The organism is Thermocrispum sp., assembly GCF_002919275.1.
Taxonomy (GTDB): domain Bacteria; phylum Actinomycetota; class Actinomycetes; order Mycobacteriales; family Pseudonocardiaceae; genus Thermocrispum; species Thermocrispum agreste.
In genome coordinates this window covers 1-23,658 of record NZ_PKFA01000030.1, presented here as the reverse complement: position 1 = coordinate 23,658, position 23,658 = coordinate 1, and the positions used below count along the sequence as shown (strand labels likewise).

Genomic DNA, 23,658 nt, shown 5'->3' with positions numbered 1-23,658 from the left:
CCGCTGTGACGACCAGCGACCAGCCGGGCGCTCCGCTCGGTCGGCGACGGTTCGCGCTGGTGTTGTGTGGCACCACCGCGGGCATGCTGCTGCTGGACATCCACAAGGTGTCCATTGCGATCCCGTCGATCGAGCGGGCGCTCGCCCCCGGGCCGGTCGGGGTGCAGCTGATCTCCGCCTGTTACGTCCTGTGCTTCGCGGTGACGCTGGTGCCCGCCGGGCGGGCCGGGGACCAGGGGCGGCGTCTGGCGCTCACCTACGCCGGTTTGTATCTGTACTTGGCTGCCAGCGTGCTCTGTGCCGTGGCCACCTCGGCCGCCGTGCTCATCGCCGGGCGTGCCGTCCTGGGGGTGGCGGCAGGCATGCTGATGCCGCAGGTGATGGGGCTGGTGCAGCAGATGTTCCCGCCCGCCGAACGGGGCAGGGCGTTCGGCGTGTACGGGATGTGCGTGAGCCTGGCGACGGCGCTGGGGCCCAGCCTGGGCGGGTTGCTGACGACCAGCCCCGAGCTGGGGTGGCGTGGCGTGTTCATGATGAACGTGCCGATCGGGCTCGCACTGGTGGTCGCCGCGCACGCGATCCTGCCGTTCGCCGGGGGCGAACAGCGACGGCCGCGGGGGGTCGTCGACGTCGATCTCGCCGGCCTGGCGTTGGGCAGCGGTGCGGTGATCGCGCTGCTCACGCCGTTCGTCTTCACCACGGGCAAGCCGGGCGACGTTTCCGCCCGGTGGGGCACGCTGGTGGTCGCCGGGGTCCTGGGGGTCTGGTTCGTCCGGCACAGCAGGCGCCGGGCCGCGGCCGGGCACTCGGTGGTCGTCGCCGCGCACCTGCTGCGTATCCCGTCGTTCCGGGCCGGGGTGCTGATCTCGCTGACCTGGTTCGCCAGCGGCCCCGGGTTCGTCCTCGGGTTGACGATCTACCTGCAGCAGGCAGAAGGATTCAGTCCGTTCCTCGCCGGGCTGGTGATGTTGCCGTCGTCGGCGACGTCGGTGGTGGGAGCCTGGGCTGGCGGACGCCTCGTGGCGCGGCGAGGTCGGGTGCTGACCGCGACCGGAATGGCCCTGGCGCTGGGATGCATGGCCACGACGCTGCTGGTGATCCATCTGGCGCCGTCGTGGGTGCTGCTGTGGGCGATCCCGTTGGTGCAGTTGCCGCAGGGGCTCGGTGCCGGCTTGGTGGTCTCGCCGAACCATTCCATGACGTTGAGCGATGTGCCGCCGGGTGAGGGCAGCGCGGCGAGCGCGATCGGTCAGCTCGGGCAGCGGATCGCCAACAGCGTGGGGGTCGCCGTGGCCTCCATGGCCTACTACACCGTGGTCTACGGCGGCGGGTATTCGCTGGTCGATGCGCCCGCGGCGGTGCATCTCGCGGGCCTGGACCACGCCGCTTCGGTGGCCTCGGCGTTCCTGGTCATTGCGCTCGCCGTCGCGGTGGCGGACCTACGGCGGCAACGACGAACTCGCGCGGGGGAGCTGGTGCTCGCGGCAGCCGGTTCCCGTTAGCGGCTCGTCCAGGCGTGGACGGCGGCGGTGACGCGGGCACGGTCGCCGGTCGCCAGCAGGTCGAGCAAAGCCCCGCGCAGGACGGCGAGGGCTTCCGTGCGCCGGGCTTTTGCCTCGGCGGTGTCGCGTTCCCCGGCCGGTTGATGTTCGGCCAGCAGCTTCAGCCAGTCGTCGACGGTGTCCTCGGCGAAGCCCGCCCACGGCCCTTCCGGGTCGATCAGCGAGCGTGCGTAGCCCTCGACCCACAGCGACAGCAAGCCGCGTCGGTCCTCGGCGGCAAGCCAGTCCCAGATCCGCTCCACGACGACGGCCAGGCCGGTGTGCTCCGCGCCCCGCTCGGCGCGCAGCTGCTCCAGCAGTCGCAGTTCTTCCGCTCGAGCGCGCGCCAGTAGCGCCCGAACGAGGCCGTCCTTGCTGCCGAACAGGTACAGCAGGACGCGCGGGCTGGAGCCGATCGCGGAGGCCAGCGGGCGCAGTGAAATGTTCGCGACGCCGTGCTGCAACGCGTACTGGTAGGCGCGTTCGAGCAATTCGGTCTTGCGCGGTGAAGGCGTGGCTTCGCCGGAGCCAGGAGGGTCGAAAGAAGTGGAGGTCGCCTCGGCCATGGCGTTAGCATGACACGACTGACACAGTCGTTTCAGTAACGGAGCGTGGTCATGGACACCATCCGGCGGTTGGATCAACCCGGGGACCTCGGGTGGATCGTGCAGGCGAACGGCGAGATCTACGCCAAGGAGCACGGCTGGGACGCTTCGTACGAGGCGCTGGTGGCCCGCATCGTGGCCGATTACGCCACCGGCCACGACCCGGAGCGTGAGGCCGGATGGATCGCCGAGCTGGACGGCCGCCGGGTCGGTTCGGTGCTGTGTGTGGCCGGGGACGAGGAGGACACGGCGAAATTGCGGGTGCTTGTGGTGGACCCGGCGGCGCGGGGCCGCGGCTTGGGCGGCCGCCTGGTGGACACCTGCATCGCCTTCGCCCGCGATGCCGGCTACCGGCGCATGGTGCTGTGGACGGTCAGCCTGCTCGCCTCGGCGCGCAAGATCTACCAGTCCCGTGGCTTTCAGCTCGTCCGGCAGGAGGAGATCCACAAGTTCGGGCACGATCTCGTCGGTCAGGACTGGGCGCTGGACCTGCGCGCGGGGAGCTGACCGGATTCGTTCGGCGAAACCACGGAAGGTCGGTGAACACAACCATGCATCTGGTGACGGCCGGCGTGACCGCGCCGAGTCACGTCTACCCGGGCCTTCCGGTCATTGCGGAGCTGGTCGCGCGAGGGCACCGGGCGACGTACGTGGTGGGGGAGCGGCTTGCCGGGTTGGTGGCCGCGACTGGCGCCGAGGTCGTCAGCCACGACTCGATCATGCCGGACGCCGACGAACACTGGCCGGAAGACACCGCTGCGGCCATGCAGATCTTCCTGGACGACGCGTTGGCCGCGGTGCAGCCGATGCTGGAGCGGATTCCCCGGCCGGACGCGGTGCTCTACGACATCGGCGGTCACGCCGGCCGGGTGGCGGCCCACCACTGGGGCGTGCCCGCGGTGCAGCTGTCCACCGCGTACGTCGCCTGGGAGGGCATGGATGAGGAGATCGCCGAGCACACCCGGCAGCTGAAGGCGTCGCCGACCGGGCAGCGCTACTACGCCACGCTGCGCAGGTGGCTCGATGATCACGGCATGGTCGTCGACCCGGACGATTTCCTCGGCAAGCCGGACTCGTGCGTCGTGCTGATCCCGAAGGTTCTGCAACCCAACGCCGACCGGGTCTCCAGCCGGTACGTGTTTGCGGGACCGTGTCCCGACCCGGCACGCCGTACCGGCTGGGCACCGGAGCCCGGCGATGACCGGCCATTGGTGTACGTGGCGCTGGGCACCAGCTACACCCAGCGCCCGGACATCTACCGGGCTTGTGTCGAAGGGCTGGCCGGGGACTACCGCGTGGTGCTGGCCACCGGGAAGGTCGACCCCGCTTCGCTCGCCCCATTGCCCGACGGGATCACGGCCGCACGCACCCAGCCGCAGCTGGACGTGCTCGAACACGCATCGGTGTTCGTCATGCACGCAGGCATGGCCAGTGCGGGGGAGTCGTTGTGGTTCGGGGTGCCGACGGTGGTGCTGCTGCAGGCCGTCGACCAGTTCCTGAACGCGAACACCCTGGTGGAGATCGGAGCCGGAACCCGGCCCGGCGAACCGTTGACTCCGGAGGGGCTGCGCGCAGCGGTCGATGCCGCCATGGACAAGGCGGACCGCTTGGCCGAGTTGCGCGACGAAGTACGGCGCAGCGGCGGCGCCGAACGTGCGGCGGACGCGGTGGAGAGACTGTGCGCGGCGTGACGGGATCTCCGCTCGCCAGCCGTGGGACTGGCCGGGTTCACGGTCGGTGGCCGATGATCAGGGCATGACCGCTCGGCAGGCATCGGCGCCGCCGGAGATTCCCGGCGTGCGACGGCACACGGTCGTCGCCAGGGGAGTGCGCTTCCACGTGACCGAAGCGGGATCGGGCACCCCGGTGCTGGCGTTGCACGGCTGGCCACAGCACCACTACTGCTACCGGGACCTGCTCGCCGACCCACCGGACGGCATGCGCGTCATCGCTCCCGACTTGCCCGGATACGGCTGGTCGGGGCCGGCACCGCACCGATGGTCGAAGGAGGCCGTGGCCAGTGACGTACTGGCTTTGCTCGACGAGCTCGGGCTCGACCGGGTCCTGCTGGCCGGGCACGACTGGGGCGGGTGGATCGGGTATCTGGTGGCGCTGCGGGCACCGGAACGCATCGCGGGCTTGCTGGCGCTGAACATCGCCCACCCCTGGCAGCGACCGTCCACGGTGCTGCCGCACTTGTGGCGGTTCGGGTATCAGCCGGTGGTTGCGGTCGCCGGCGTTCCCCTGCACCGCCACACCGCTTTCGTCCACACGCTGCTCGTGAAAGCGGGGGTGGACGCATCGGCGGCGCGCATCTTCGCGGACGCCTTCCGCAATCCGGTCAGCGCGAAGGCGGCCCGCGACACCTACCGCACGTTCGTGCTGCACGAGTTCCCGGCATTGGCCCGGCATCCGGAGCGCCGACGCGCAACCGTGCCGATCCGCGCCCTGTTCGGGATGAACGACCCGGCCATCCACCCCGCGTTGGCGGCGGCGGAAACCGCGCGCGCCGACAGCTACACCCTCGAGCGCGTGCCGGGCTGCGGGCACTTCATCGTCGACGAACGCCCGGATCTGGTGCGCAAGGAGCTGCTGGTTCTCGCGGACGAGGTGCAAATCGGGCGCTGACGGCGTCAAACTTGCTCGGCGGATGCGAGCTGCGCGCGGACGCGCGCCAGCCGGTCACGCCACCACGCAGCTCGCGCGGGGTCGGGGGCATAGGTTTCGAGCAGTACCGGGTCAGGGGCAGGTGGCGTCCGCGGTACGGGGAGGTATCCGTCGGTCGGCCGCAGTGAGCAGGCATCGGCAACGACGTCTCCCTCGAGCAGGGCGAGCGTGCCGAGGCCGCAGGCGAAGTCGAGTTCGGGCAACGCCCCGGCCAGCGCCAGCTGGGCGGACAGACCGACGCTCGTTTCCAGCGCCGAGGAAACCACGCAGGGCAGCCCGGCGGCTTCGGCCACGCGCAGTGCTCGACGCACCCCGCCGAGCGGCGTGCACTTGATCACGGCCACATCCGCCGCGCCCGCGACCGCGACGCGCATGGGATCCTCGGCGCGGCGAATGGACTCGTCTGCGGCGATGCGTACGTCGACCTTGCGGCGGACAGCGGCCAATTCCTCGATCGTGCGGCACGGTTGCTCGACGTACTCGAGGCCGCCGGCGGCGCGGTCGAGCCGCCGGATGTGCGTCACGGCCGTGTCGACATCCCACACGCCGTTGGCATCCACCCGGATGGCGCCGTTCGGGCCGAGCGCGTCGCGTACGGCTTCCACGCGGGCGAGGTCTTCCGAGAGCGAGTCGGGATGGTCGGCGACCTTGACCTTGGCGGTGCTGCAGCCGGAACGTGCCGCGATGTCGTGAGCGCGCACCGGATCGACGGCCGGGACGGTGCAGTTGATCGGGATGCGATCGCGTACCGGCTCAGGCCATCCCACGGCGCATTGTTCGACGGCGGCAGCCAGCCAGGACACCGACACGACGTCGTCGTAGTCGGCGAACGGGCAGAACTCGGCCCACCCGGCGGGGCCGCGGATCAGCATGCCCTCCCGCACTGTGATGCCACGGAAGCGAGTGCGCATCGGAATGGCATAGACGTGCGCACCGTCGAAGTCGATGTCGCTGGTCATCAGGCGTCGATGTCCTCGTTTCGGCGAGAGCGGCTGCTGGCACCACGGTAGTGATGTGCCCGGCCGGGCGCGGCACCGGCATGCGCGGTGCGGTGCGCCTGCCGGCCCCCCGATCGAAGTGACGGGTCTTGCGCATTCGGCGGACCTCGACCACCCTCGCCGTCGTCACCGATGCGAACCGTCTGCAAGGGAGTCAGCGTGGACACCGCAACCTCGACCGCCCGGTTCCGGGCCGCCCGTGACCGTTTGCTCGACCTCCGTGACGACTACGACCAGGCCGCCGCCGAGTTCACGTTTCCCGACGTGGGGCCGCGGTGGAACTGGGCGCACGACTGGTTCGACGAGATCGCCCGGGGCAACGACCGCCCGGGCCTGGTGATCCTCGACGAGGCGGGTGAGCGCACGTCGGTCTCGTTCGCGCAGATGGCGCACCGGTCCGACCAGGTCGCCGCCTGGCTGCGGGAGAACGGGATCGGCAAGGGCGACGTCGTGCTCGTCATGCTCGGCAATCAGGTCGAGTTGTGGGACGTGATGCTCGGCGTGATGAAGGTGGGCGCGGTCATCCTCCCGGCGACCACGGCACTCGGCCCGAAGGACCTGCTGGACCGTGTCGAGCGCGCCGAGGCGAGCATGGTGGTCTGCAACCCGGGCGACACCGGGAAGTTCGCCGACGTGCCCGGGGACTACCGGAAGGTGTCGGTCGGCCCCGCCGACGGATGGCTGAACCTGCAGCAGGCCTACGGGATCGAGAACCCCGTGGTGGAGCACCCGGGCACGGCCCCGGACGACACGCTGCTGCTCTACTTCACCAGCGGCACGACGTCCCGGCCGAAGCTGGTGGTCCACACGCAGGCCTCGTACCCGGTGGGGCATCTGTCGACGATGTACTGGCTGGGCATCCGCCCCGGTGACGTCCACCTGAACATCTCCTCGCCCGGCTGGGCCAAGCACGCGTGGTCGTGCTTCTTCGCGCCGTACAACGCCGAGGCGACCGTGCTGGTGTACAACTACGCGCGATTCGACGCGGCGTCGTTGCTGACCCGGCTGCGCGACGAGGCGGTGAACTCGTTCTGCGCTCCGCCGACGGTCTGGCGGATGCTGATCAACGCGGATCTGGGTGGCAAGCCGGAGTCGTTGCGGGAGCTGGTGGCCGCCGGTGAACCGCTCAACCCCGAGGTGATCAGCCAGGTGGAGCGCCGGTGGGGCGTGACCATCCGGGACGGCTACGGCCAGACGGAGACGACTGCGCAGATCGGCAACACCCCGGGCTCGCCGGTGAAGCCGGGTTCGATGGGGCGGCCGCTGCCTGCGATTCCGACGGTCCTGGTCGACCCCACCACCGGGAAGGTGGTCGAAGGCGTCGGCGAGGGGGAGATCTGCCTCGACCTGTCGGCACATCCGGTGGCGCTCATGACCGGCTATCGCGGCGACGAGGCACGCAACGCGGAAGCCATGGCGGGCGGCTTCTACCACACCGGCGACGTGGCTTCCCGGGACGAGGACGGCTACATCACCTACATCGGCCGGACCGACGACGTGTTCAAGGCGTCCGACTACAAGATCAGCCCGTTCGAGCTGGAGAGCGTGCTCATCGAGCACCCGGCGGTGGCCGAGGCGGCGGTCGTGCCCGCTCCGGACGAGGTGCGGCTGGCGGTGCCGAAGGCCTACGTGGCGCTGGCTCCCGGCTACGAGCCGACCGAGCAGACCGCGTTCGACATCCTCAAGTACGCCCGGGAACACCTCGCGCCGTACCAGCGGGTGCGCCGCCTGGAGTTCGCCGAGTTGCCGAAGACGATCTCCGGCAAGATCCGCCGGGTCGAGCTGAGGCAGCGGGAGCAGTCGTTGGCCGGGCAGGCTCGTTCGGGGGAGTGGCGGGACGACCAGTTCCCGCAGCTGAAGGGCGGGCAGTCCGGCTGAGCGGAGCGCGGCCGGCTGCCCGCGCTCTCGCAGGGCACTCGCTCAGCGTGGTGACGGAGACCTGCGCCCATCTGTGTGTGCGGGATGGGGCGGTGGGTGCCGGTCGTCAGTCGGGCGGCTTCGCTTGCGCCCATCTGTGTGTGCGGGGCGGGGCGGTGGGTGCTGGTCGTCAGTCGGGCGGCTTCGCTTGCGCCCATCTGTGTGCGCGGACAGGACGGCGTGGCCCGGCAGCGCGTCCAGGAAGCGTCAGGGCATCGTGTCCAGCGCCCCGTTCGACTCGTCACGTGCACTGCGCGTAAGTGCCCGTGTCCGGCTGGGTTCGGCCGTGGCAGGCCACGTGGAGACGAAAACGGCCCCGACTGGCGTTTCCGCTGGTCGGGGCCGTTCTTTCAGGTCTTGCGCTGTGCGCCCTTGGCAGGATTCGAACCTGCGACACCTGCCTCCGGAGGGCAGTGCTCTATCCACTGAGCTACAAGGGCAACCACCGGTGTGGTGTGCTGTAGCAAGAGTAGCGCATGCCCGTAGCGGCCTTGTCATGCGGTCGGCATCACGGCGCCGGGGCGTTGCGTGAACATATGCGCATCTGACAATGTGTCTGCACCGACCCGGTGGGTTATCCGCACCGACCCAGTGGGTTACCTCGGGCAAGACCGACGGAGAGGGAGACGCAGTGGGCCATCACCACCACCACGGTCCGACGCGGCCGGGGCACGCATCGGGGCGCTACCTCAAGCGCTTGCTGGCGGCGTTCGGCATCGGCTTGACGATCCTGGTGCTGGAAGTGGCCGTCGGCGTGCTCACCGGCTCCCTGGCCCTGCTCTCCGACGCCGCGCACATGTTCACCGACGTGTTCGGCATCGGCATGGCGTTGGTGGCCATCGTGCTGGCGCGGGTCGCCAAGCCCACGTCCACCCGCACGTTCGGGATGTACCGGGGCGAGGTGCTCTCCGCCTTGCTCAACGCCGCGCTGCTGTTCGCGGTCGCGGGCTACGTGCTCTACGAAGCCGTCACCCGCTTCGCCGCGCCGCCGGACGTGCCGGGGCTGCCGGTGGTCGTCACGGCGCTGGTCGGCCTGGTGGCCAACCTCGTGGCCTTCCTGCTGCTCAGATCCGGCGCGCAGGAGAGCCTCAGCGTGCGCGGCGCCTACCTCGAGGTGCTGGCCGACCTCGTCGGCTCGGTCGCCGTGCTGATCAGCGGCGCCGTCATCCTGCTGACCGGCTGGCGTTACGCCGACCCGATCATCGGTGTCGCCCTGGCTGTCTACGTCCTGCCGCGGGCGGTCGGCCTGGCGCGGCGGTCGCTGCGCATCCTGTTCCAGCACGCGCCGGAGCGGATCGACGTCGAGCGGGTAGCCGGCCAGCTGGAGCGCATCGCGGGCGTGACGGACGTGCACGACCTGCACATCTGGACGCTCACGTCCGGTATGGAAGTGGCGTCGGCGCATCTGACCATCGACGACGACGCCGACAGCGCCGAGGTGCTGGCCGAGGCGCAGCGCGTACTGGCGGACGACTTCCACATCGAGCACGCGACCATGCAGGTCGAACCGCGCAGCGCGGCGGCGCGGTGCGCCGAACTCAGTTGGTGATCCCCCAGTCGTGGAACACGGCCCGGCCTCGGCGGCCGGGCCGTAGGGGTGATCAGGCTACCGCGTGACCCGTCGGTGCAGTCGGCTTCTCCGGGCGAACGGTCAACGCCCGCGCGGCATCGGCGATCTTCAGGTTGTGCGCGCGGCAGTACGAGCGGAGCAGCTGGAACGCTTCGTCGACCGTGATCCGGTAGCGTTCCGACAGAATTCCCTTGGCTTGTTCGATGGCGATCCGGCTCTCCAGCGCGTGCTGCAGCTGTTCACTCAGGGTCTTGTAGTGCTGGACCGTCTTCAGAAGCTCGGCTTCCCTGGATCTAGGCATTCCCGACCTCCTCGGCAACTGATGCTCTCAGCGCCGGCGGGTGGCAGGAAGGGCAAAAAGTCCCCAACCATGCGGGAACCTCGGCCGCTCAACGGTCCTGGTCGTTGCGCAGCTTCGCGGCGAGTACCGCGACCTGCGTGCGGCGCTGCATCCCCAGCTTGGTCAGCAGGCGGGAGACGTAATTCTTCACCGTCTTCTCGGCGAGGAACATGCGCTCGGAGATCTGCCGGTTGGTCAATCCTTCCCCAATCAGCTCGAGCAACGTCCGTTCCCGTTCGGTCAGCGACGCCAGCGGGCCTTCCGGTTTGGTGTCCGAGCGCAATTTGGTGATCAATGCACTGGCCGCCCGGTTGTCCAGCAGCGATCGGCCACTCGCCACGTCCCGCACCGCGCGGACCAGGTCCATGCCCTTGATGTCCTTGATCACGTAACCGCTGGCGCCCGCCATGATCGCGTCCAGCATGGCCTGCTCGTCGGTGAAGGAGGTGAGCATCAGGCAGTGCAGCTGCGGCATCGACGAGCGCAGCTCTCGGCACAGCTCCACCCCGTTGCCGTCGGGCAGCCGGACGTCGAGCACCGCGACGTCCGGTTTCAGCGCCGGGATCCTGGCCAACGCCTGATCGGCCGTGGCGGCTTCGCCGACGACGGCCAGCTCCGGATCGGATTCCAGCATGTCCGCCACACCGCGGCGGACCACCTCGTGGTCGTCGACCAGGAACACCCGGATCATGCGACACCCTCCCGCTGGCCGTTGGCAGGCACGGCAGCGGGAGGGTCCGGCACGGTCCGCCCGCTGCCGCGTCAGCCGAGATCGATCACCGCGGGTCCGGCAGGCGTCGAGTACAGGGCCTCGATGTCCGCCGCGTATTTCTCGGCGATCGGCTTGCGCTTCAGTTTCATCGTAGGCGTAATTTCGTCCCCGCCGGGTTCCCAGAATTGCGGCAGGATGACGAACCGCTTGATTTGCTCCACCCGGGACAGCCGCTTGTTGCCTTCCCGGATGTCCGCGGTCACCGCGTCGCGCACCTTCGGATTCTCCGCCGCGGCGGACGGCGTCAGCTCGGCCAGGCCGAAATCGTCCTTCTTGGCCTGCACTGCTTCCGGATCCAGGACCACCAGCGCGGTGATGTACGGCCGGTTGTCGCCGATCGCGACCACTTGGCCGATCAACGGTGACGCCGCCTTCATCGCGTTTTCGATGTTGGTCGGCGACATGTTCTTGCCGGCCTCGTTGATGATCAATTCCTTCTTGCGGTCGACGATGCGCACGTATCCGTCTTCGTCGATCGTGCCGATGTCACCGGTGTGCAGCCAGCCGTCGGCGTCGATCGCTTCCGCGGTCTTGTCCGGCTGTTTGCGGTAGCCGCGCATCACCACGGCCCCGCGCAGCAGCAGCTCGCCGTCCTCCGCCAGCTTCACCTCGATGCCGTGCATCGGCCTGCCGACCGTCCCGACCCGGTTGGCACCCGCCACGTTGGACGTGGCGCCGCCGCAGTTCTCCGACATGCCCCACACCTCGTAGACCGGGATGCCGAGGCCCCAGAAGAAGTACAGGGTGTCGATCGGGATGGCGGCCGCCCCGCTGATGCCGTGCCGCAGCTGGTCGAAACCCAGCGCGTGGCGGATCTTGCCGAGCACCAGCCGGTCCGCCAGCTGCGCCTGGATCCGCAGCGGCAGCGGGACGCTCTCGCCGTTCAGCCGCAGCTTGGCCGCCCTGATCCCGACGTCCACCGCCCAGCCGGCCAGCTTCTTCTTGATCGGGCTTTCCTCCGCGGCCAGCTTGGCCTCGACGCCCGCCTTGAGCTTCTGCCACACCCGCGGCACGCCCAGCCACACCGTCGGCCGGGTGTCCGGCAGCGCGGCCGCGATGGCGCGCGGGTCGTCCACCGTGGTGACCTGGACGCCCATCAGCAGGTTCGCGTAGTGCGCGGTCATCCGGTCCGCGATGTGGGCGTGCGGCAGGTACGAGGTGATCCGGTCGTCCGCGGTGGTCGCGGTGAGCTTGACGATGGCGTCGGCCTCGGCCATCAGGTTGGCGTGGGTGATCTCCACGCCCTTCGGCGGGCCGGTGGTGCCGGAGGTGTAGATGACCGTGGCCAGATCCGACGGCCGGACCGCCTGCCACGTGGCCTCGAAGTCGAAGTCGTCCGAGCCGCGTGCCATGACGTCGTCCAGCGTCAGCGTGCCTTCGCCCGCCTCGCCGTCGACCACCACGACGTGCTCGACGTCCGACTGAGTCGCCTGGATCGTCTTGAGGAACTTCTGCTCGGTGACGACCACCTTGTTGTCGGCGTTGCTGAACAGGTAGCTGATCTGCTCCGGCGACGAGGTGATGTAGATGGAGAACGGCGCGGCGCCGAGGTGCAGCGCGGCCGTGTCGACCAGGTGGAACTCCGGCCGGTTGGTCAGCAGCACGCCGACCGTGTCGCCGTGGCCGACCCCCAGAGCGGCGAACCCGGCGGCGAGTTTGCGTACCCGGTCGGCGTACTCCCGCCAGGTGATGGCGACCTTGTTCCCCGGCGTCCGCAACGCCACCGCGGACGGGCGTAGCCGGGCGGTTTCCTGGAACGCCTCCGGCAGCGTCCGTACCTTCTTGCCACTCTGATGTGTCAGCGCGATCTCGCCAGTCGTGGTCATCGTTGGCCTTTCCCAGCTCGGCTGCTGCGACCGCCGGTAACCCCGGCCACTGCAGACTAGGGTCTGAACGTGACGGGTTTCACTCCTTGACCGATCAATCGTGACCATTCCGAAGTCATTCCGGACACGCCCGTATCCGGATCACGCCGCGCGGCTCCGCCTTTCCGGGGAACGTGCCGGCAAGATCGTTTCCTTCCGGCGGGCCAGCCGTTGAACCAGCCATGCGCGAGCCATCGGACCCCGAGACCGCTTCCCGCATGCCCCGGATCCGTCGCCGCTCGGTCATCCGAGCAGGCGGGGCCGCCGCCCTGGCCGTCCCCGCGCTGAGCTTGCCTTTCGCGCGTGCTCAAACGGACGTCTTTCGCCACGGTGTGGCGTCGGGCGATCCGTTGCCGGATCGCGTCATCCTCTGGACCCGGGTGACCCCGGCCGCCGACGCCGTGCCCGGTTCCGGCCGAGGCCCGCAGGTCGCCGTCACCTGGCAAGTCGCCACCGACGCGGACTTCACCTCCGTGGTCGCCGGTGGCGAGGTGACCACCGGGCCGGACCGCGACCACACGGTCAAGGTCGACGCCGGGGGTTTGCGGCCGGGGACCGAGTACTACTACCGGTTCTCCTGCCTCGGCAGCTCTTCACCGGTCGGGCGCACCCGGACCGCTCCGGCCGACGGGGTCGTGCCTGCCCGCCTGCGGTTCGGTGTCGTGTCGTGTGCCAACTGGCAGGCCGGGCACTTCGCCGCTTACCGGCGGATGGCCGAACGCGGCGATCTGGATGCCGTCCTGCACCTCGGCGACTACCTGTACGAGTACGGGCCCAACGAGTACGGCACGTTCCGGCCGCATGATCCGCCGCACGAAATGACCACGCTGTCGGACTACCGGCGACGCCACGCGCAGTACAAGACCGATCCGAGCTTGCAGGCGCTGCATGCCGCGTGCCCGTGGATCGTCACCTGGGACGACCACGAGTTCGCCAACGACGCGTGGTCCGGTGGCGCGGAGAACCACACCGAGGGTTCCGAGGGCACCTGGGCCGAGCGCCGTGCCGCGGCCAAGCAGGCGTACCGGGAGTGGATGCCGGTCCGGCTCGGGCCGGGCGGCGTGATCTACCGCAGGCTTCGGTTCGGCGCGCTGGCCGAACTCACCATGCTCGACCTGCGCAGTTATCGCTCTCGTCAGCTCGACGTCGGACAGGCAGGCCGGGCGGACGACCCGGATCAGGTCATGGCGGGCGATGCGCAGCTGGCGTTCCTGCAGGAGTCGTTGCGCGCCGACGTGCAGTGGAAGCTGATCGGCACGTCGGTGATGTTCGCGCCGTTGCTGCTTCCACCGGTGCCGCGCATCATCGGCAAGCCGTTGGCGGACCTGCTCGGCCTGTTGCCCGAGGACGGCGGGCCGATCAACTACGACCAGTGGGACGGCTACCAGTACGAGCGGCGTCAGCTGGTCCGGCAGCTGCGCCGCGAGCGAGTGCGCGACACGGTCTTCCTGACCGGCGACATCCACATGTCGTTCGCTGCCGAGATCCCGGTCGACGCCGGTGCGTACCCGCTGTCGCCGACGGTGGCGACCGAGTTCGTCGTCCCGTCGGTGACTTCGGACAACTTGGACGACATCGCCGGTGTGCCGCCGCGAACCGCCTCGATCGCGGTGGAAACGGCGGCCCGCACGCTCAATCGCCACCTGAAGTACGCGGAGATGGATTCGCACGGTTTCGCGGTGCTGGACGTGACGCCGGAACGGACCCAGTGCGACTGGTACTACCTGGCCGACCGGGAAGCTCCGGACAGCCCGGCAAAGCACGCCCGTTCGATGATCACTCCAGCCGGTGCGCAACGGTTGAGGTCGGTTGCGAATCCGGTGTAGAACGGCAGACTGAAGCGCGATGTGGCTCTCCGAACTGGCCGACGCGCTGACAAGTGCCGTTCGTGGCGAGGTGGATTTCTCTGCTCGACGCCGCGCCGAGTACAGCTCCGACGCGTCGAACTACCGCAAAGTCCCGCTGGGCGTGGTGTTTCCGCGCGACGCCGACGACGTGGCCGCTGCCGTGCAGGTGTGCGCCGAGCACGACGTGCCGATCACCACGCGAGGTGGTGGCACGTCGATCGCCGGCAACGCGATCGGCTCCGGCGTGGTGCTCGACCTGTCGCGGCACATGAACCGGATCATCTCCGTCGATCCGCACGCCAGGACGGCGCGGGTGGAAGCCGGCGTCGTTCCCGGGGCGCTCAACGCCGTGCTTGCCGAGTACGGGCTGCGGTTCGGGCCGGACCCGTCGACCCATGCCCGCTGCACGATCGGCGGGATGATCGGCAACGACGCGTGCGGCTCGCACTCGGTCGCGTGGGGACGGACTTCGGACAACGTCCTCGAGCTGGACGTGCTCTGCTACGACGGCACCAGGATGACGCTCGGTCCGATGAGCCAGTCGGAGCTGGACGCGGTGATCAGCCGGGGCGGCAGGCCGGGGCGCATCCACGCCGCGCTGCGGGGGCTGGCCGAGGAGCATCAGGCGGTGCTGCGTAGCGAGCTGGGCCGGTTCTCCCGCCAGGTTTCCGGTTACGCGCTGCATCACCTGTTGCCGGAGAACGGCTGCAACGCGGCGCGGGCACTCGTCGGCAGCGAGGGCACGTGCGTGATCGTGCTGGCTGCGACGATCAAGCTGGTGCCCCTGCCGCAGTGCCAACGGCTGATCGTGGTGGGCTTCCCGGATTCGATCGCGGCGGCCGACGCCGTCCCGGCGATCCTCGAACACAAGCCGCTGACGTGCGAAGGCATGGACGACCGCATCCTCGACGTGCTCCGTGATCGTCGTCCGGACGCGGTCCCCGAGGGGGTGCTGCCCAGGGGATCGGCGTGGCTGCTGGTGGACGTGGAGGCGGCCGCGTGGGAAGCCGAGGAGATGGTCAAGGCGCTGCGGGGCATCGACGGTGTGCTGGACGTCCGGGTGGTGGAGGATCCGGCGGCGCAGCGCACCGTGTGGAAGATCCGTGAGGACGGCTCCGGGCTGGCCACCCGCTCGGTCGACGGGGTGCTGTCCTGGCCGGGCTGGGAAGACGCCGCCGTGCCGCCCCGCAACCTCGGCGCGTACTTGCGCGACTTCCACCGCCTGCTGGACCAGTTCGGCCTGAAGGGCGTGGTGTACGGGCATTTCGGTGAAGGCTGCCTGCACGTCCGGCTGGACTTCAACCTGCAATCGGACGACGGGGTCGCGCATTTCCGGCGGTTCATGGCGGAGGCGGCCAAGTTGGTGGTGGCGCACGGCGGCACGCTGTCCGGCGAGCACGGGGACGGCCGTGCCCGGTCCGAGCACCTGCCCACCATGTACAGCGACGAACTGATCCGGGCGTTCGGCCGGTTCAAGGCGATCTGGGACCCGCGGGGGCGGCTCAACCCCGGGGTGATCGTGGATCCGGCGGGGGTTGCCGACGACCTGCGCATGCGCCACCGGTGGCGGACGCCGCGGGTCGAGCTGGCCTTGCGGGAGGACGGCGGCGAGCTGGGCCGGGCCGTGCATCGCTGTGTCGGTGTCGCGCGCTGCCGCACCGGCTCCGGCGGCGTGATGTGCCCGAGCTATCGCGCCACCAGGGACGAGAAGGACTCCACCCGTGGCCGGGCTCGGGTGCTGCAGGAGATGTTGCTCGGCGAGACGGTCACCAAGGGCTGGAAATCACCGGAAGTCGCCGAAGCACTGGATCTGTGCCTGTCGTGCAAGGGCTGCAAGATCGACTGCCCGGTCGGCGTCGACATGGCCAGCTACAAGTCGGAGTACCTGTACCAGCGGTACAAGCATCGGCTGCGGCCTGCGTCGCACTACTCGATGGGCTGGCTGCCCCGGCTGGCGCGGATCGCCGCCAAGGCTCCGCGGGTGGTCAACTGGGTCGCTTCGTCGAAGATCACCAGCGGGCTGGTCAAGCGCATGGGTGGTATCGCGCCCCAGCGTCGTATCCCGGCCTTCGCCCGGCGTCCGTTCACCGAGGTGTTCGACCAGGGCCTGCGGCAGGAACCGTTGCCGGAGAAGTCGGTGCTGCTGTGGCCGGACACGTTCACCAACTACTTCGCCCCGGCCATCGGGCAGGCGGCCGTGCGGGTGCTGCGGGCGGCCGGGTTCGACGTGCTGCTGCCGTCGCGGCCGGTGTGCTGCGGGCTGACCTGGCTCAGCACCGGGCAGCTGAAGGCGGCCCGGCGCAAGCTCCGCCACGCGCTGCGCACGGTGGCGCCGGTGGTGTCGGCGGGCGTGCCCATGCTGGTGCTGGAACCCAGTTGTGCCGCGCTGTTCCGGTCGGACGCCACCGAACTGCTCCCGGACGACGCCGACGCGCGGATGCTCGCCGACAACACGTACACCCTCGCCGAGCTGCTGGCGAAGTTCGCTCCGGACTGGGAGGTGCCGAAGGCGAAGGAGGGCGAGCAGGCAGCCCTGCAGGTGCATTGCCACCAGCACGCCGTCATGGGCGCCGGTCCTGACGCAGCGTTGCTCCGCGCCACCGGTGCGGCGACCACCGTGCTGGACGCGGGGTGTTGCGGGCTGGCCGGGAACTTCGGCTTCGAGCGCGGGCACTACGAGGTTTCTCGCAAGGTGGCCGAGCAGGGTGTGCTGCCCGCGCTGGCGGCCCAGCCACCCGGCACCGCGGTGGTCGCCGACGGGTTCAGCTGCCGGACCCAGTTCGAACAACTGGCCGGGATCCGGTCGCGGCACCTGGCCGAAGTGCTCGCCGCGCGACTCGATCTGGAGAGCACGCAAGCCCAGAGGCTGTAGCGCCGGGCGATTCCGGCCCGTGCGACACCGCTCCGGTTCGATGACGCCGGAGGCGCGTTGCCGGGGGCGTCGAGACTGTGCCGTCAGTGTGCCCGACACCGGAGTCGACATCATCCAAACAGCCGGGCACATCCTGCGCCATCTGATCGGACTCGGAGTTGTCTCGCGCGTACGCTTGCCCGGTCTGCGGGTGATCGAGAACGATGGAGCGGCTCTCACAGAGCAGAAATCCGGAACAACGCGAGGGTAGCCTGCCGGGCATGGTACGCGCGCTGATCTCACGCGGTGTGGATGCCGGATTCGAGCTGTCGGACGTCGAGCTCGGGCCGACCGGGCCGGGGCAGGTGCGGGTGGCGGTCCGGGGTGCCGGCGTGTGTCATTCCGACCTGTCCATGGTGAACGGGGTGCTTGCCCCGTCGTTTCCCCTGGTACTCGGCCACGAGGCGGCCGGAGTCGTGACCGAGGTCGGTGACGGCGTCAGCCGCGTGCGGGCAGGTGACCACGTGGTGCTCAACTGGAGCCCGCCGTGCCGCGAGTGCTGGTTCTGCCGGCAAGGAGAGCCGTGGCTGTGCACCACGAACGAGGGCGTGGCCTCGGTGCCGCGCGGCCGCCTGGCGGACGGTACGGAAACACACGTCACGCTCGGCGTGGGGGGACTGGCCGAGGAAGTGCTGGTGGGGGAGAACGCCGTGATCCCGGTGCCGGCCGAGCTGCCGCTGGCGGAGGCCGCCCTCCTCGGCTGTGCCGTGCTCACCGGCGTGGGCGCTGTGCGCAACACGGCGAGGGTGCGGCAGGGGGAGTCGGTCGCCGTGGTCGGCCTCGGCGGGGTCGGCCTGTCCGTGATCCTCGGGGCGCGGCTGGCCGGGGCAGGCCGGATCGTGGCGCTCGACGTCAACGAGAGCAAAGCCGATCTGGCCAAGGCCGCCGGCGCCACGGACTTCGTCGTCGCCGACAAGTCGGCTCCGAAGACAGTCCGCGCGATGACCGAAGGGCGCGGTGCGGACGTCGCCTTCGAGTGCGTCGGACGTTCGGCGGCGATCCGGACGGCGTGGTCGAGCACCAGGCGTGGCGGGCGGGTGATCACGCTCGGCGTCGGCTCCCGCGATGATCACGTGTCGTTCAACGGGCTGGAGCTCTACCACTTCGCCCGCACGCTCAGCAGCTCCATCTACGGCACTGCCGATCCCGACGTCGACGTGCCCGAGCTGGCGAAAGCGGTGCTCGACGGCAGGCTCGACCTCGGCGCCCTGATCACCCATCGCATTCGCCTGGAAGACGCCCCGGAGGCGTTCGACCGCCTCGCCAAGGGCGACGGCGGCCGAACGCTGGTGGTGTTCGACCAGCCCGGGGCGGGGCCGAGCCACGGCTACGGCACGTAGACGACGCGGTCGTCGCTGGAGGCGTCCCACGTCTCGGCCACATCGGCAAGCGGCACCGGGCGTGCAGGCACGTCGATCGCGCCGCTGTGCACCGCATCGGCGATGGCTGGGAGCTCGGTGAGGATGTCCGGCAGGGCCACCGAGCCGACGCCGCTTCCGCACAGCTGCACCCGGGCGGCCCGGAGCAGTTCCGCGTCGAGTTCGAGGGTCTGCCCGGCGACCGAACCGATCTGAATCCAGTCGAGCGCGGTGGAACGCAAAGCGCGGGACATCACCACCGAGCGCATCGCGCGAGCAGACGGTTCGCCCCACACGAAGTCGAGCACTACGTCGGCGTTGGCCACCGAGTCGATCTGGTCGTAGGTCACCGCGGCGTCGGCTCCCAGGTCGGTCAGCCCGGCCAGGCGGGACGGGTTCCGGCCCGCCGCAGCCACGTACGACGCCCCCAGGTGCCTGGCGATCTGCACGGCCATCCGGCCGGCGACGCCGGTGGCGCCGAGGACGAGCACCCGGCTGCCCGGCCGGAACGTGACGCGGCGGCGCAGCGCCAGCCACGAGGCCATTGCCGGGTTCATCGCGGCCGCGATGCGCACCGGGTCGATGTCGTCCGGCAGCGGCACGGTGTAGCGGCGATCGATGACCGTGCGTTCGGCGAACGTGCCGAGCGGACGGTCGCGCAGGACCGCGTACCAGAGCCTTCCGTTCTCGTCGCGGACGACGCCGTCGACGCCGGGAACCAGGGGGAGCGTGGCCCGGGCCGCGTAGTGCGACCCGGTCGCGTGTCCTCGGGTCAGCCGGTGCAGTGGCGCGGCAAGGACCTCGACCACGGCTTCCCCCGGCCCTTCGGCGACCGGATCGGGGTGCTCGCCGTACTGCGGCGGTGCGGCCAAGTCGGTGAGAACGGCGGCGTGCATGACTCCTCCAAGTGGTTGGTATTACAAGTTGTTGGTAAATCCAACTAACGTCCACACCACTTTGGTTGGTAATGCCAACAATGTCAAGTAGGATCCGGGCATGGCCGCGGACGAGGACCTGATGGATGCCCTGGTGCGTACGACGTTCCGGGTCATGGCCGTGCTGACCCGGGCCGGTGCGGCGCACGACTTGTCCCTGACGCAGCTGCGCGTGCTGGGGATCCTGCGAGATCGCCGGCCCCGGATGACCGAGCTCGCGGCGTTTCTCGGCCTGGACAAGTCCACGATGTCGGGCCTGGTGGAGCGCGCCGAGCGGCGCGGCCTGATGGTCCGGGGTCGGTCGCCGGAGGATCGCCGGGCGGTGGACGTCGCGCTCACCGAGCAGGGGCGGGAGCTGTTCGACAAGGTGCGGCGGGATGTCGTGGCCGAGCTGGCGCCGTTCGTCGGGCGGCTCGACGAGGCGCAGCAGTGCGATCTGACGCGGCTGCTGGATGTCTTGACTGCGGCCGATCGGGCCGGCGTCGAGTTCGCCTCCGAGCCGTAGGCGAAGCGGTGACGGTGGCTTCAGGAGAGGTGACCGGCTGCCGTCGGACTGCCCGGCACCTGACCGTGCCGCGATTCGTGGCGGTGCCCGGTGATCGGTGGCCGGCGCGGATGTGCCGGGTGTCGGCTCGGTGTGCGCGCTTTACATCCTGCGTTCAGGTGTCGGTCTGTTGACACGGCTGGCCGCTCGTGTCAACGTTACATGTAACTCCAAGTTACACCCAGATCGCCTGGGTCGCGAGCACGCGAGGAGGCGTGGTCATGACATCGGTCGCCGCAGGTCAAGGTGTTCCGGACGGCAACGGGCAGGCCGCATCCGGCAACGACGGCGCGAGCCGGGACGAAGTGAGCTGGCGCGATCCGAAGCGATACGCCTGGATGCTCGGCCTGGTGGTGCCCGCGATCCCGTTCCTCATCTGGCTCGGCTACCAGAGCTGGGAGGGCACCTGGGCCATGCACCTGGTCTGGTGGATGGCTCCGATCGTGGTGTTCGGGCTGATCCCGCTGCTGGACCTGATCATCGGCACCGACGGGGAGAATCCGCCGGACGAGCTGATCGAGTGGCTGGAGAACGACCGCTACTACCGCTGGATCCTCTACTTGTTCCTGCCCATCCAGTACGCCGGGCTGGTGCTGGCCTGCTGGATGTGGACGACCTACGACATGACGTGGTTCGACCGCCTCGGCCTGGCGATCTCGGTCGGCGTGGTGGCGGGCATCGGCATCAACACCGCGCACGAGCTGGGGCACAAGAAGGTCGAGTACGAGCGGTGGTTGGCCCGCGTCGCGCTGGCCCAGACGTTCTACGGTCACTTCTTCATCGAGCACAACCGCGGCCACCACGTGCGGGTCGCCACCCCGGAGGACCCGGCCAGTTCGCGGGTCGGCGAGTCGTTCTACCGGTTCTGGCCGCGCACCGTCTCCGGCAGCCTGCGCAGCGCATGGGCGCTGGAGAAGAAGCGGCTGGCCCGCAGCAACCGCGGCCCGTGGACGCTGCGCAACGACGTGCTGTCCGCCTGGCTGATGTCGGTGGTGCTGTACGGGGCGCTGATCGCCGCGTTCGGCTGGGAGGTCCTGCCGATGCTGCTCATCCAGGCGTTCTTCGGCTTCTCCCTGCTGGAGGTGGTCAACTACCTCGAGCACTACGGGCTGCTGCGGCAGCGCACGGCGAAGGGCGGCCGGTACGAGCGGCCGACCGCACGGCACAGCTGGAACTCGAACAACGTGGTGACCAACGTGTTCCTGTACCACTTGCAGCGGCACAGTGACCACCACGCCAACCCGACGCGCCGGTATCAGGCTCTGCGCGACTACGAGGAGGCTCCGCAGCTTCCCGCCGGATACGCGACGATGATCCTGCTGGCGTTGATCCCGCCGCTGTGGCGCAAGGTGATGGACAAGAGGCTGCTGGCGCACTACAACGGCGACATCACCAAAGCGAACATTCATCCGCCGAAGCGGGACAAGGTGCTGGCCCGTTACGGCGCGAAAGCGGCATCCGCGTGAGGCCAAGGAGACATGAGCAAGTACCAGTGCCCGGTTTGCGAGTACGTCTACGACGAGGAGGTCGGTGCCCCACGGGAGGGTTTCCCGGCGGGCACCCCCTGGTCCGAGGTCCCCGACGACTGGAACTGTCCCGACTGCGGGGTGCGTGACAAGATCGATTTCGAGCCGGTCGGCTGAGCACGGTGAGCGCGACGACGGTCATCGTGGGCGCAGGTGTCGCCGGTGCGAGCGCCGCGCTGCGGCTGCGCACCGGCGGCTACCAGGGCCGGGTCGTCCTGATCGGCGACGAACCGCACCCGCCGTATCGCCGCCCTCCGCTGTCGAAGGATCTGCTCAGCGGCAAGACGCCGGAGGAGCGGATCCGGTTGCGGCCGCCGGAGGTGTGGGAGCAGCAGGGCATCGAGCTGCGCACCGGCAGGCGGGTGGTCGCGTTGGACGTGGAGTCCCGCACGCTGGAGCTCGACGACGGAGACGAGCTGGCCTACGACCAGCTCCTGCTGGCCACCGGAGGTCGTGCACGCGAGTTGCCGCACGCGGCCGCTGTGCCGGGGGTGTTCACCCTGCGCACCATCGGCGACGTGGCCGCCCTCCGGCACAGGTTGCGGCCGGGCAGCTCGCTGTTGGTCGTCGGCGCCGGGTTGATCGGCGGCGAGGTCGCGGCCACCGCGAGCGGTCTGGGTTGCTCGGTCGTGCTGCTGGAAGCCGAGCGGCATCCCATGTCGCGACTGCTGCCGCCGCAGCTGGCCGAGCCGTATGCCGAGCTGCATCGCCGGCACGGCGTGGAGCTGCACACGGGCGTGCAGGTCGCGACGTTCGAGCCTGCCAATGGCTGCGTACGGGTCACCGACACCACGGGGCGGCAGTGGACGGCCGACACGGTGCTGGTGGCGGTGGGCATCGCGCCGAACACCGAGCTGGCCGCTCGAGCGGGCATCGCGGTGGACGAGCGGTTCGGCGGGATCGTCGTCGACGAGTACCTGCGGACCTCGGCGCCGGGAGTGTTCGCGGCAGGCGACGTGGCGTGCCTGCCGAACGTCCACCTGGGTGGCCGTCAGCGCGTGGAGCACTGGACCAACGCGCAGGAACAGGGCACAGCGGCGGCGGCAGGCATGCTCGGTGAGCGCACGGTCTTCGACAAGGTGCCGTGGTGCTGGTCCGACCAGTACGGCAAGAGCTTGCACGTCGCCGGGTGGCCGGCGGCCGACGACGAGGTGACCGTGCGCGGACGGGTCGAGGAGCACGAGTTCACCGCGGTGTTCCGGCGCGGCGGGCGGCTGGTGGCCGCGGTGAGCATGAACCGGCCGAAGGACGTCCGCATCGTGCGCGGGCTGATCACCAGTCGGCCCGGTGCCACCGTCGACGAAGTGTTCGCCGCCCTCGGGTGAGCCGTGTCAAGTTGGTTGACACGGCACGCGGGTGATGCAAACGTCGTCAGACGTGACCCGACCGCGCAATCGCATGCAGTATCCGGAGGCGGCCCGCCAGCTGTTGCGGGAGACGTTGTTCAACGCGGCCAGTGACCTGATCGCGGAGAAGTCGTGGGCGGAGACCCGGATGGCCGACGTGGCCAAGGCCGCCGGGGTGAGCAGGCAGACGCTGTACAACGAGTTCGGGTCGCGGCAGGGATTCGCGCAGGCGTTCGTGCTGCACGAGGCGAGCCGCTTCCTGGCCGCGGTGGAGGACGCCATCACCGCGCACGCCGACGACCCGCGCGCCGCGCTGGCCGCCGCGGTCGAGGTCTTCCTCAAGTCCGCCGAGCAGGACCCGCTGATCGCCGCCATCGTCAGCGGCCGTGGCGACGACGGCCTGCTGCCGCTGCTGACCAACCAGGCGGGGCCGGTGCTCACGTTCGCCACCGACCAGCTCACCGGCGTGCTCACCCGGACCTGGCCGGACGTGCCGGATCACGCGGTCCGGCTGGTGGCGGAGAACGTGACCCGGCTGGCCATCAGCCACGCGGCGACCGCGACCGCGCCCGCGGAGCAGACCGCCGCCGCGCTGGCCGAGCTCTTCGGGCCCTATCTGGACTGCATGGTCGAACGCGACTGACGGCGGAACGGCCTCGGTCTCGGCTGGATCGCGCTGGTGTTCGCGACACGGGCGCGCCTTCCGTTCGCTGCCGGAGCAAACTTCGTTCCCGCTGCGGCGACCGGCCAGGGTGGCCGTGGCTGGTCAGGCCCGGCGGCGTACCGGCGTTCGGCAACGGCGCATCGTGTGTCTCACCGTGCTTTCGGCGGGCGAGGTACCTGCCGCCGGTCATGCGGGCTGTGCACGGCGCGCCCAGGGAATGCAGATACTGCAGCACGTACCGATAGGAGCGCA

The 23,658-nt window shown here is 69.8% G+C and carries 18 protein-coding genes, 1 tRNA gene and 1 pseudogene; 13 read left to right on the top strand and 7 right to left on the bottom strand.

The features are described 5' to 3' along the window. Positions 1 to 5 precede the first annotated feature (5 nt). Positions 6 to 1,502 carry an MFS transporter gene (locus CXP56_RS06780; RefSeq protein ID WP_286900432.1) on the top strand — a complete coding sequence of 499 codons (1,497 nt, stop codon included), beginning with the start codon at positions 6 to 8 and terminating at the stop codon, positions 1,500 to 1,502. Here CXP56_RS06780 and CXP56_RS06775 read toward each other — a convergent pair. Beyond that, positions 1,499 to 2,107 carry a TetR family transcriptional regulator gene (locus CXP56_RS06775; RefSeq protein WP_286900430.1) on the bottom strand — a complete coding sequence of 203 codons (609 nt, stop codon included), beginning with the start codon at positions 2,105 to 2,107 and terminating at the stop codon, positions 1,499 to 1,501. The genes CXP56_RS06780 and CXP56_RS06775 overlap by 4 nt on opposite strands. A gap of 51 nt (positions 2,108 to 2,158) precedes the next feature. Between CXP56_RS06775 and CXP56_RS06770 the strand changes: the two genes are divergently transcribed. The 3 genes from CXP56_RS06770 (at position 2,159) to CXP56_RS06760 (ending at position 4,774) form a co-directional block, all read left to right on the top strand. Further along, complete coding sequence (locus CXP56_RS06770) at positions 2,159 to 2,653, top strand: GNAT family N-acetyltransferase (protein WP_028846705.1); 495 nt, start codon at positions 2,159 to 2,161, stop codon at positions 2,651 to 2,653. A 32-nt stretch (positions 2,654 to 2,685) separates the two neighbouring features. Continuing rightward, the gene (locus CXP56_RS06765; protein ID WP_286900428.1) at positions 2,686 to 3,837 is read left to right on the top strand and encodes a macrolide family glycosyltransferase; all 1,152 of its coding nucleotides are present in this window, start codon (positions 2,686 to 2,688) and stop codon (positions 3,835 to 3,837) included. Between the two features lie 64 nt (positions 3,838 to 3,901). Continuing rightward, positions 3,902 to 4,774 carry an alpha/beta fold hydrolase gene (locus CXP56_RS06760; protein ID WP_038044515.1) on the top strand — a complete coding sequence of 291 codons (873 nt, stop codon included), beginning with the start codon at positions 3,902 to 3,904 and terminating at the stop codon, positions 4,772 to 4,774. 5 nt (positions 4,775 to 4,779) lie between these two features. On the opposite strand, the gene CXP56_RS06755 is transcribed toward CXP56_RS06760, so the two are convergent. After that, a complete protein-coding gene (locus CXP56_RS06755) occupies positions 4,780 to 5,772 on the bottom strand; it encodes an o-succinylbenzoate synthase (RefSeq protein ID WP_028846703.1) in 993 nt (330 codons plus the stop codon). Between the two features lie 171 nt (positions 5,773 to 5,943). Here CXP56_RS06755 and CXP56_RS06750 point away from each other — a divergent pair, with 171 nt between their 5' ends. Continuing rightward, positions 5,944 to 7,689, top strand: a complete 1,746-nt coding sequence (locus CXP56_RS06750) for an AMP-binding protein (RefSeq protein ID WP_479267457.1) — start codon at positions 5,944 to 5,946, stop codon at positions 7,687 to 7,689. A gap of 406 nt (positions 7,690 to 8,095) precedes the next feature. Here CXP56_RS06750 and CXP56_RS06745 read toward each other — a convergent pair. Next, a tRNA-Arg gene (locus tag CXP56_RS06745) sits at positions 8,096 to 8,168 on the bottom strand. A 191-nt stretch (positions 8,169 to 8,359) separates the two neighbouring features. Between CXP56_RS06745 and CXP56_RS06740 the strand changes: the two genes are divergently transcribed. After that, positions 8,360 to 9,277, top strand: a complete 918-nt coding sequence (locus tag CXP56_RS06740; RefSeq protein WP_028846701.1) for a cation diffusion facilitator family transporter — start codon at positions 8,360 to 8,362, stop codon at positions 9,275 to 9,277. Positions 9,278 to 9,329: 52 nt separating this feature from the next. Here the strand turns inward: CXP56_RS06740 and CXP56_RS06735 are convergent, their stop codons facing one another. From CXP56_RS06735 to CXP56_RS06725, 3 genes are all read right to left on the bottom strand, one after another. Next, positions 9,330 to 9,599, bottom strand: coding sequence for an ANTAR domain-containing protein (locus CXP56_RS06735; RefSeq protein WP_051309761.1), 270 nt, complete (start codon positions 9,597 to 9,599; stop codon positions 9,330 to 9,332). 88 nt (positions 9,600 to 9,687) lie between these two features. After that, positions 9,688 to 10,329 carry a response regulator gene (locus CXP56_RS06730; protein ID WP_286900425.1) on the bottom strand — a complete coding sequence of 214 codons (642 nt, stop codon included), beginning with the start codon at positions 10,327 to 10,329 and terminating at the stop codon, positions 9,688 to 9,690. A gap of 71 nt (positions 10,330 to 10,400) precedes the next feature. Then, positions 10,401 to 12,236, bottom strand: coding sequence for an AMP-dependent synthetase/ligase (locus CXP56_RS06725; RefSeq protein WP_028846699.1), 1,836 nt, complete (start codon positions 12,234 to 12,236; stop codon positions 10,401 to 10,403). A 221-nt stretch (positions 12,237 to 12,457) separates the two neighbouring features. Between CXP56_RS06725 and CXP56_RS06720 the strand changes: the two genes are divergently transcribed. The 3 genes from CXP56_RS06720 (at position 12,458) to CXP56_RS06710 (ending at position 18,373) form a co-directional block, all read left to right on the top strand. Next, positions 12,458 to 14,101 carry an alkaline phosphatase D family protein gene (locus CXP56_RS06720; RefSeq protein ID WP_038044512.1) on the top strand — a complete coding sequence of 548 codons (1,644 nt, stop codon included), beginning with the start codon at positions 12,458 to 12,460 and terminating at the stop codon, positions 14,099 to 14,101. 19 nt (positions 14,102 to 14,120) lie between these two features. Continuing rightward, positions 14,121 to 16,994 (top strand): FAD-binding and (Fe-S)-binding domain-containing protein, encoded by a 2,874-nt coding sequence (locus CXP56_RS06715; protein ID WP_286900422.1) that lies wholly within the window; start codon positions 14,121 to 14,123, stop codon positions 16,992 to 16,994. A 260-nt stretch (positions 16,995 to 17,254) separates the two neighbouring features. Continuing rightward, complete coding sequence (locus tag CXP56_RS06710; RefSeq protein ID WP_156899109.1) at positions 17,255 to 18,373, top strand: alcohol dehydrogenase catalytic domain-containing protein; 1,119 nt, start codon at positions 17,255 to 17,257, stop codon at positions 18,371 to 18,373. On the opposite strand, the gene CXP56_RS06705 is transcribed toward CXP56_RS06710, so the two are convergent. Beyond that, complete coding sequence (locus CXP56_RS06705) at positions 18,361 to 19,287, bottom strand: quinone oxidoreductase family protein (protein ID WP_286900419.1); 927 nt, start codon at positions 19,285 to 19,287, stop codon at positions 18,361 to 18,363. The genes CXP56_RS06710 and CXP56_RS06705 overlap by 13 nt on opposite strands. Positions 19,288 to 19,387: 100 nt before the next feature. On the opposite strand from CXP56_RS06705, the gene CXP56_RS06700 reads away from it, so the two are divergent. The 4 genes and pseudogenes from CXP56_RS06700 (at position 19,388) to CXP56_RS06680 (ending at position 23,385) form a co-directional block, all read left to right on the top strand. Continuing rightward, positions 19,388 to 19,831, top strand: a complete 444-nt coding sequence (locus tag CXP56_RS06700) for a MarR family winged helix-turn-helix transcriptional regulator (protein ID WP_028846697.1) — start codon at positions 19,388 to 19,390, stop codon at positions 19,829 to 19,831. A 344-nt stretch (positions 19,832 to 20,175) separates the two neighbouring features. Beyond that, a pseudogene (locus CXP56_RS06695) lies at positions 20,176 to 21,513 on the top strand (fatty acid desaturase). Positions 21,514 to 21,518: 5 nt separating this feature from the next. Continuing rightward, positions 21,519 to 22,721, top strand: a complete 1,203-nt coding sequence (locus CXP56_RS06685; protein WP_051309760.1) for an NAD(P)/FAD-dependent oxidoreductase — start codon at positions 21,519 to 21,521, stop codon at positions 22,719 to 22,721. 52 nt (positions 22,722 to 22,773) lie between these two features. Next, the gene (locus CXP56_RS06680; protein WP_028846695.1) at positions 22,774 to 23,385 is read left to right on the top strand and encodes a TetR/AcrR family transcriptional regulator; all 612 of its coding nucleotides are present in this window, start codon (positions 22,774 to 22,776) and stop codon (positions 23,383 to 23,385) included. Positions 23,386 to 23,658 lie beyond the last annotated feature (273 nt).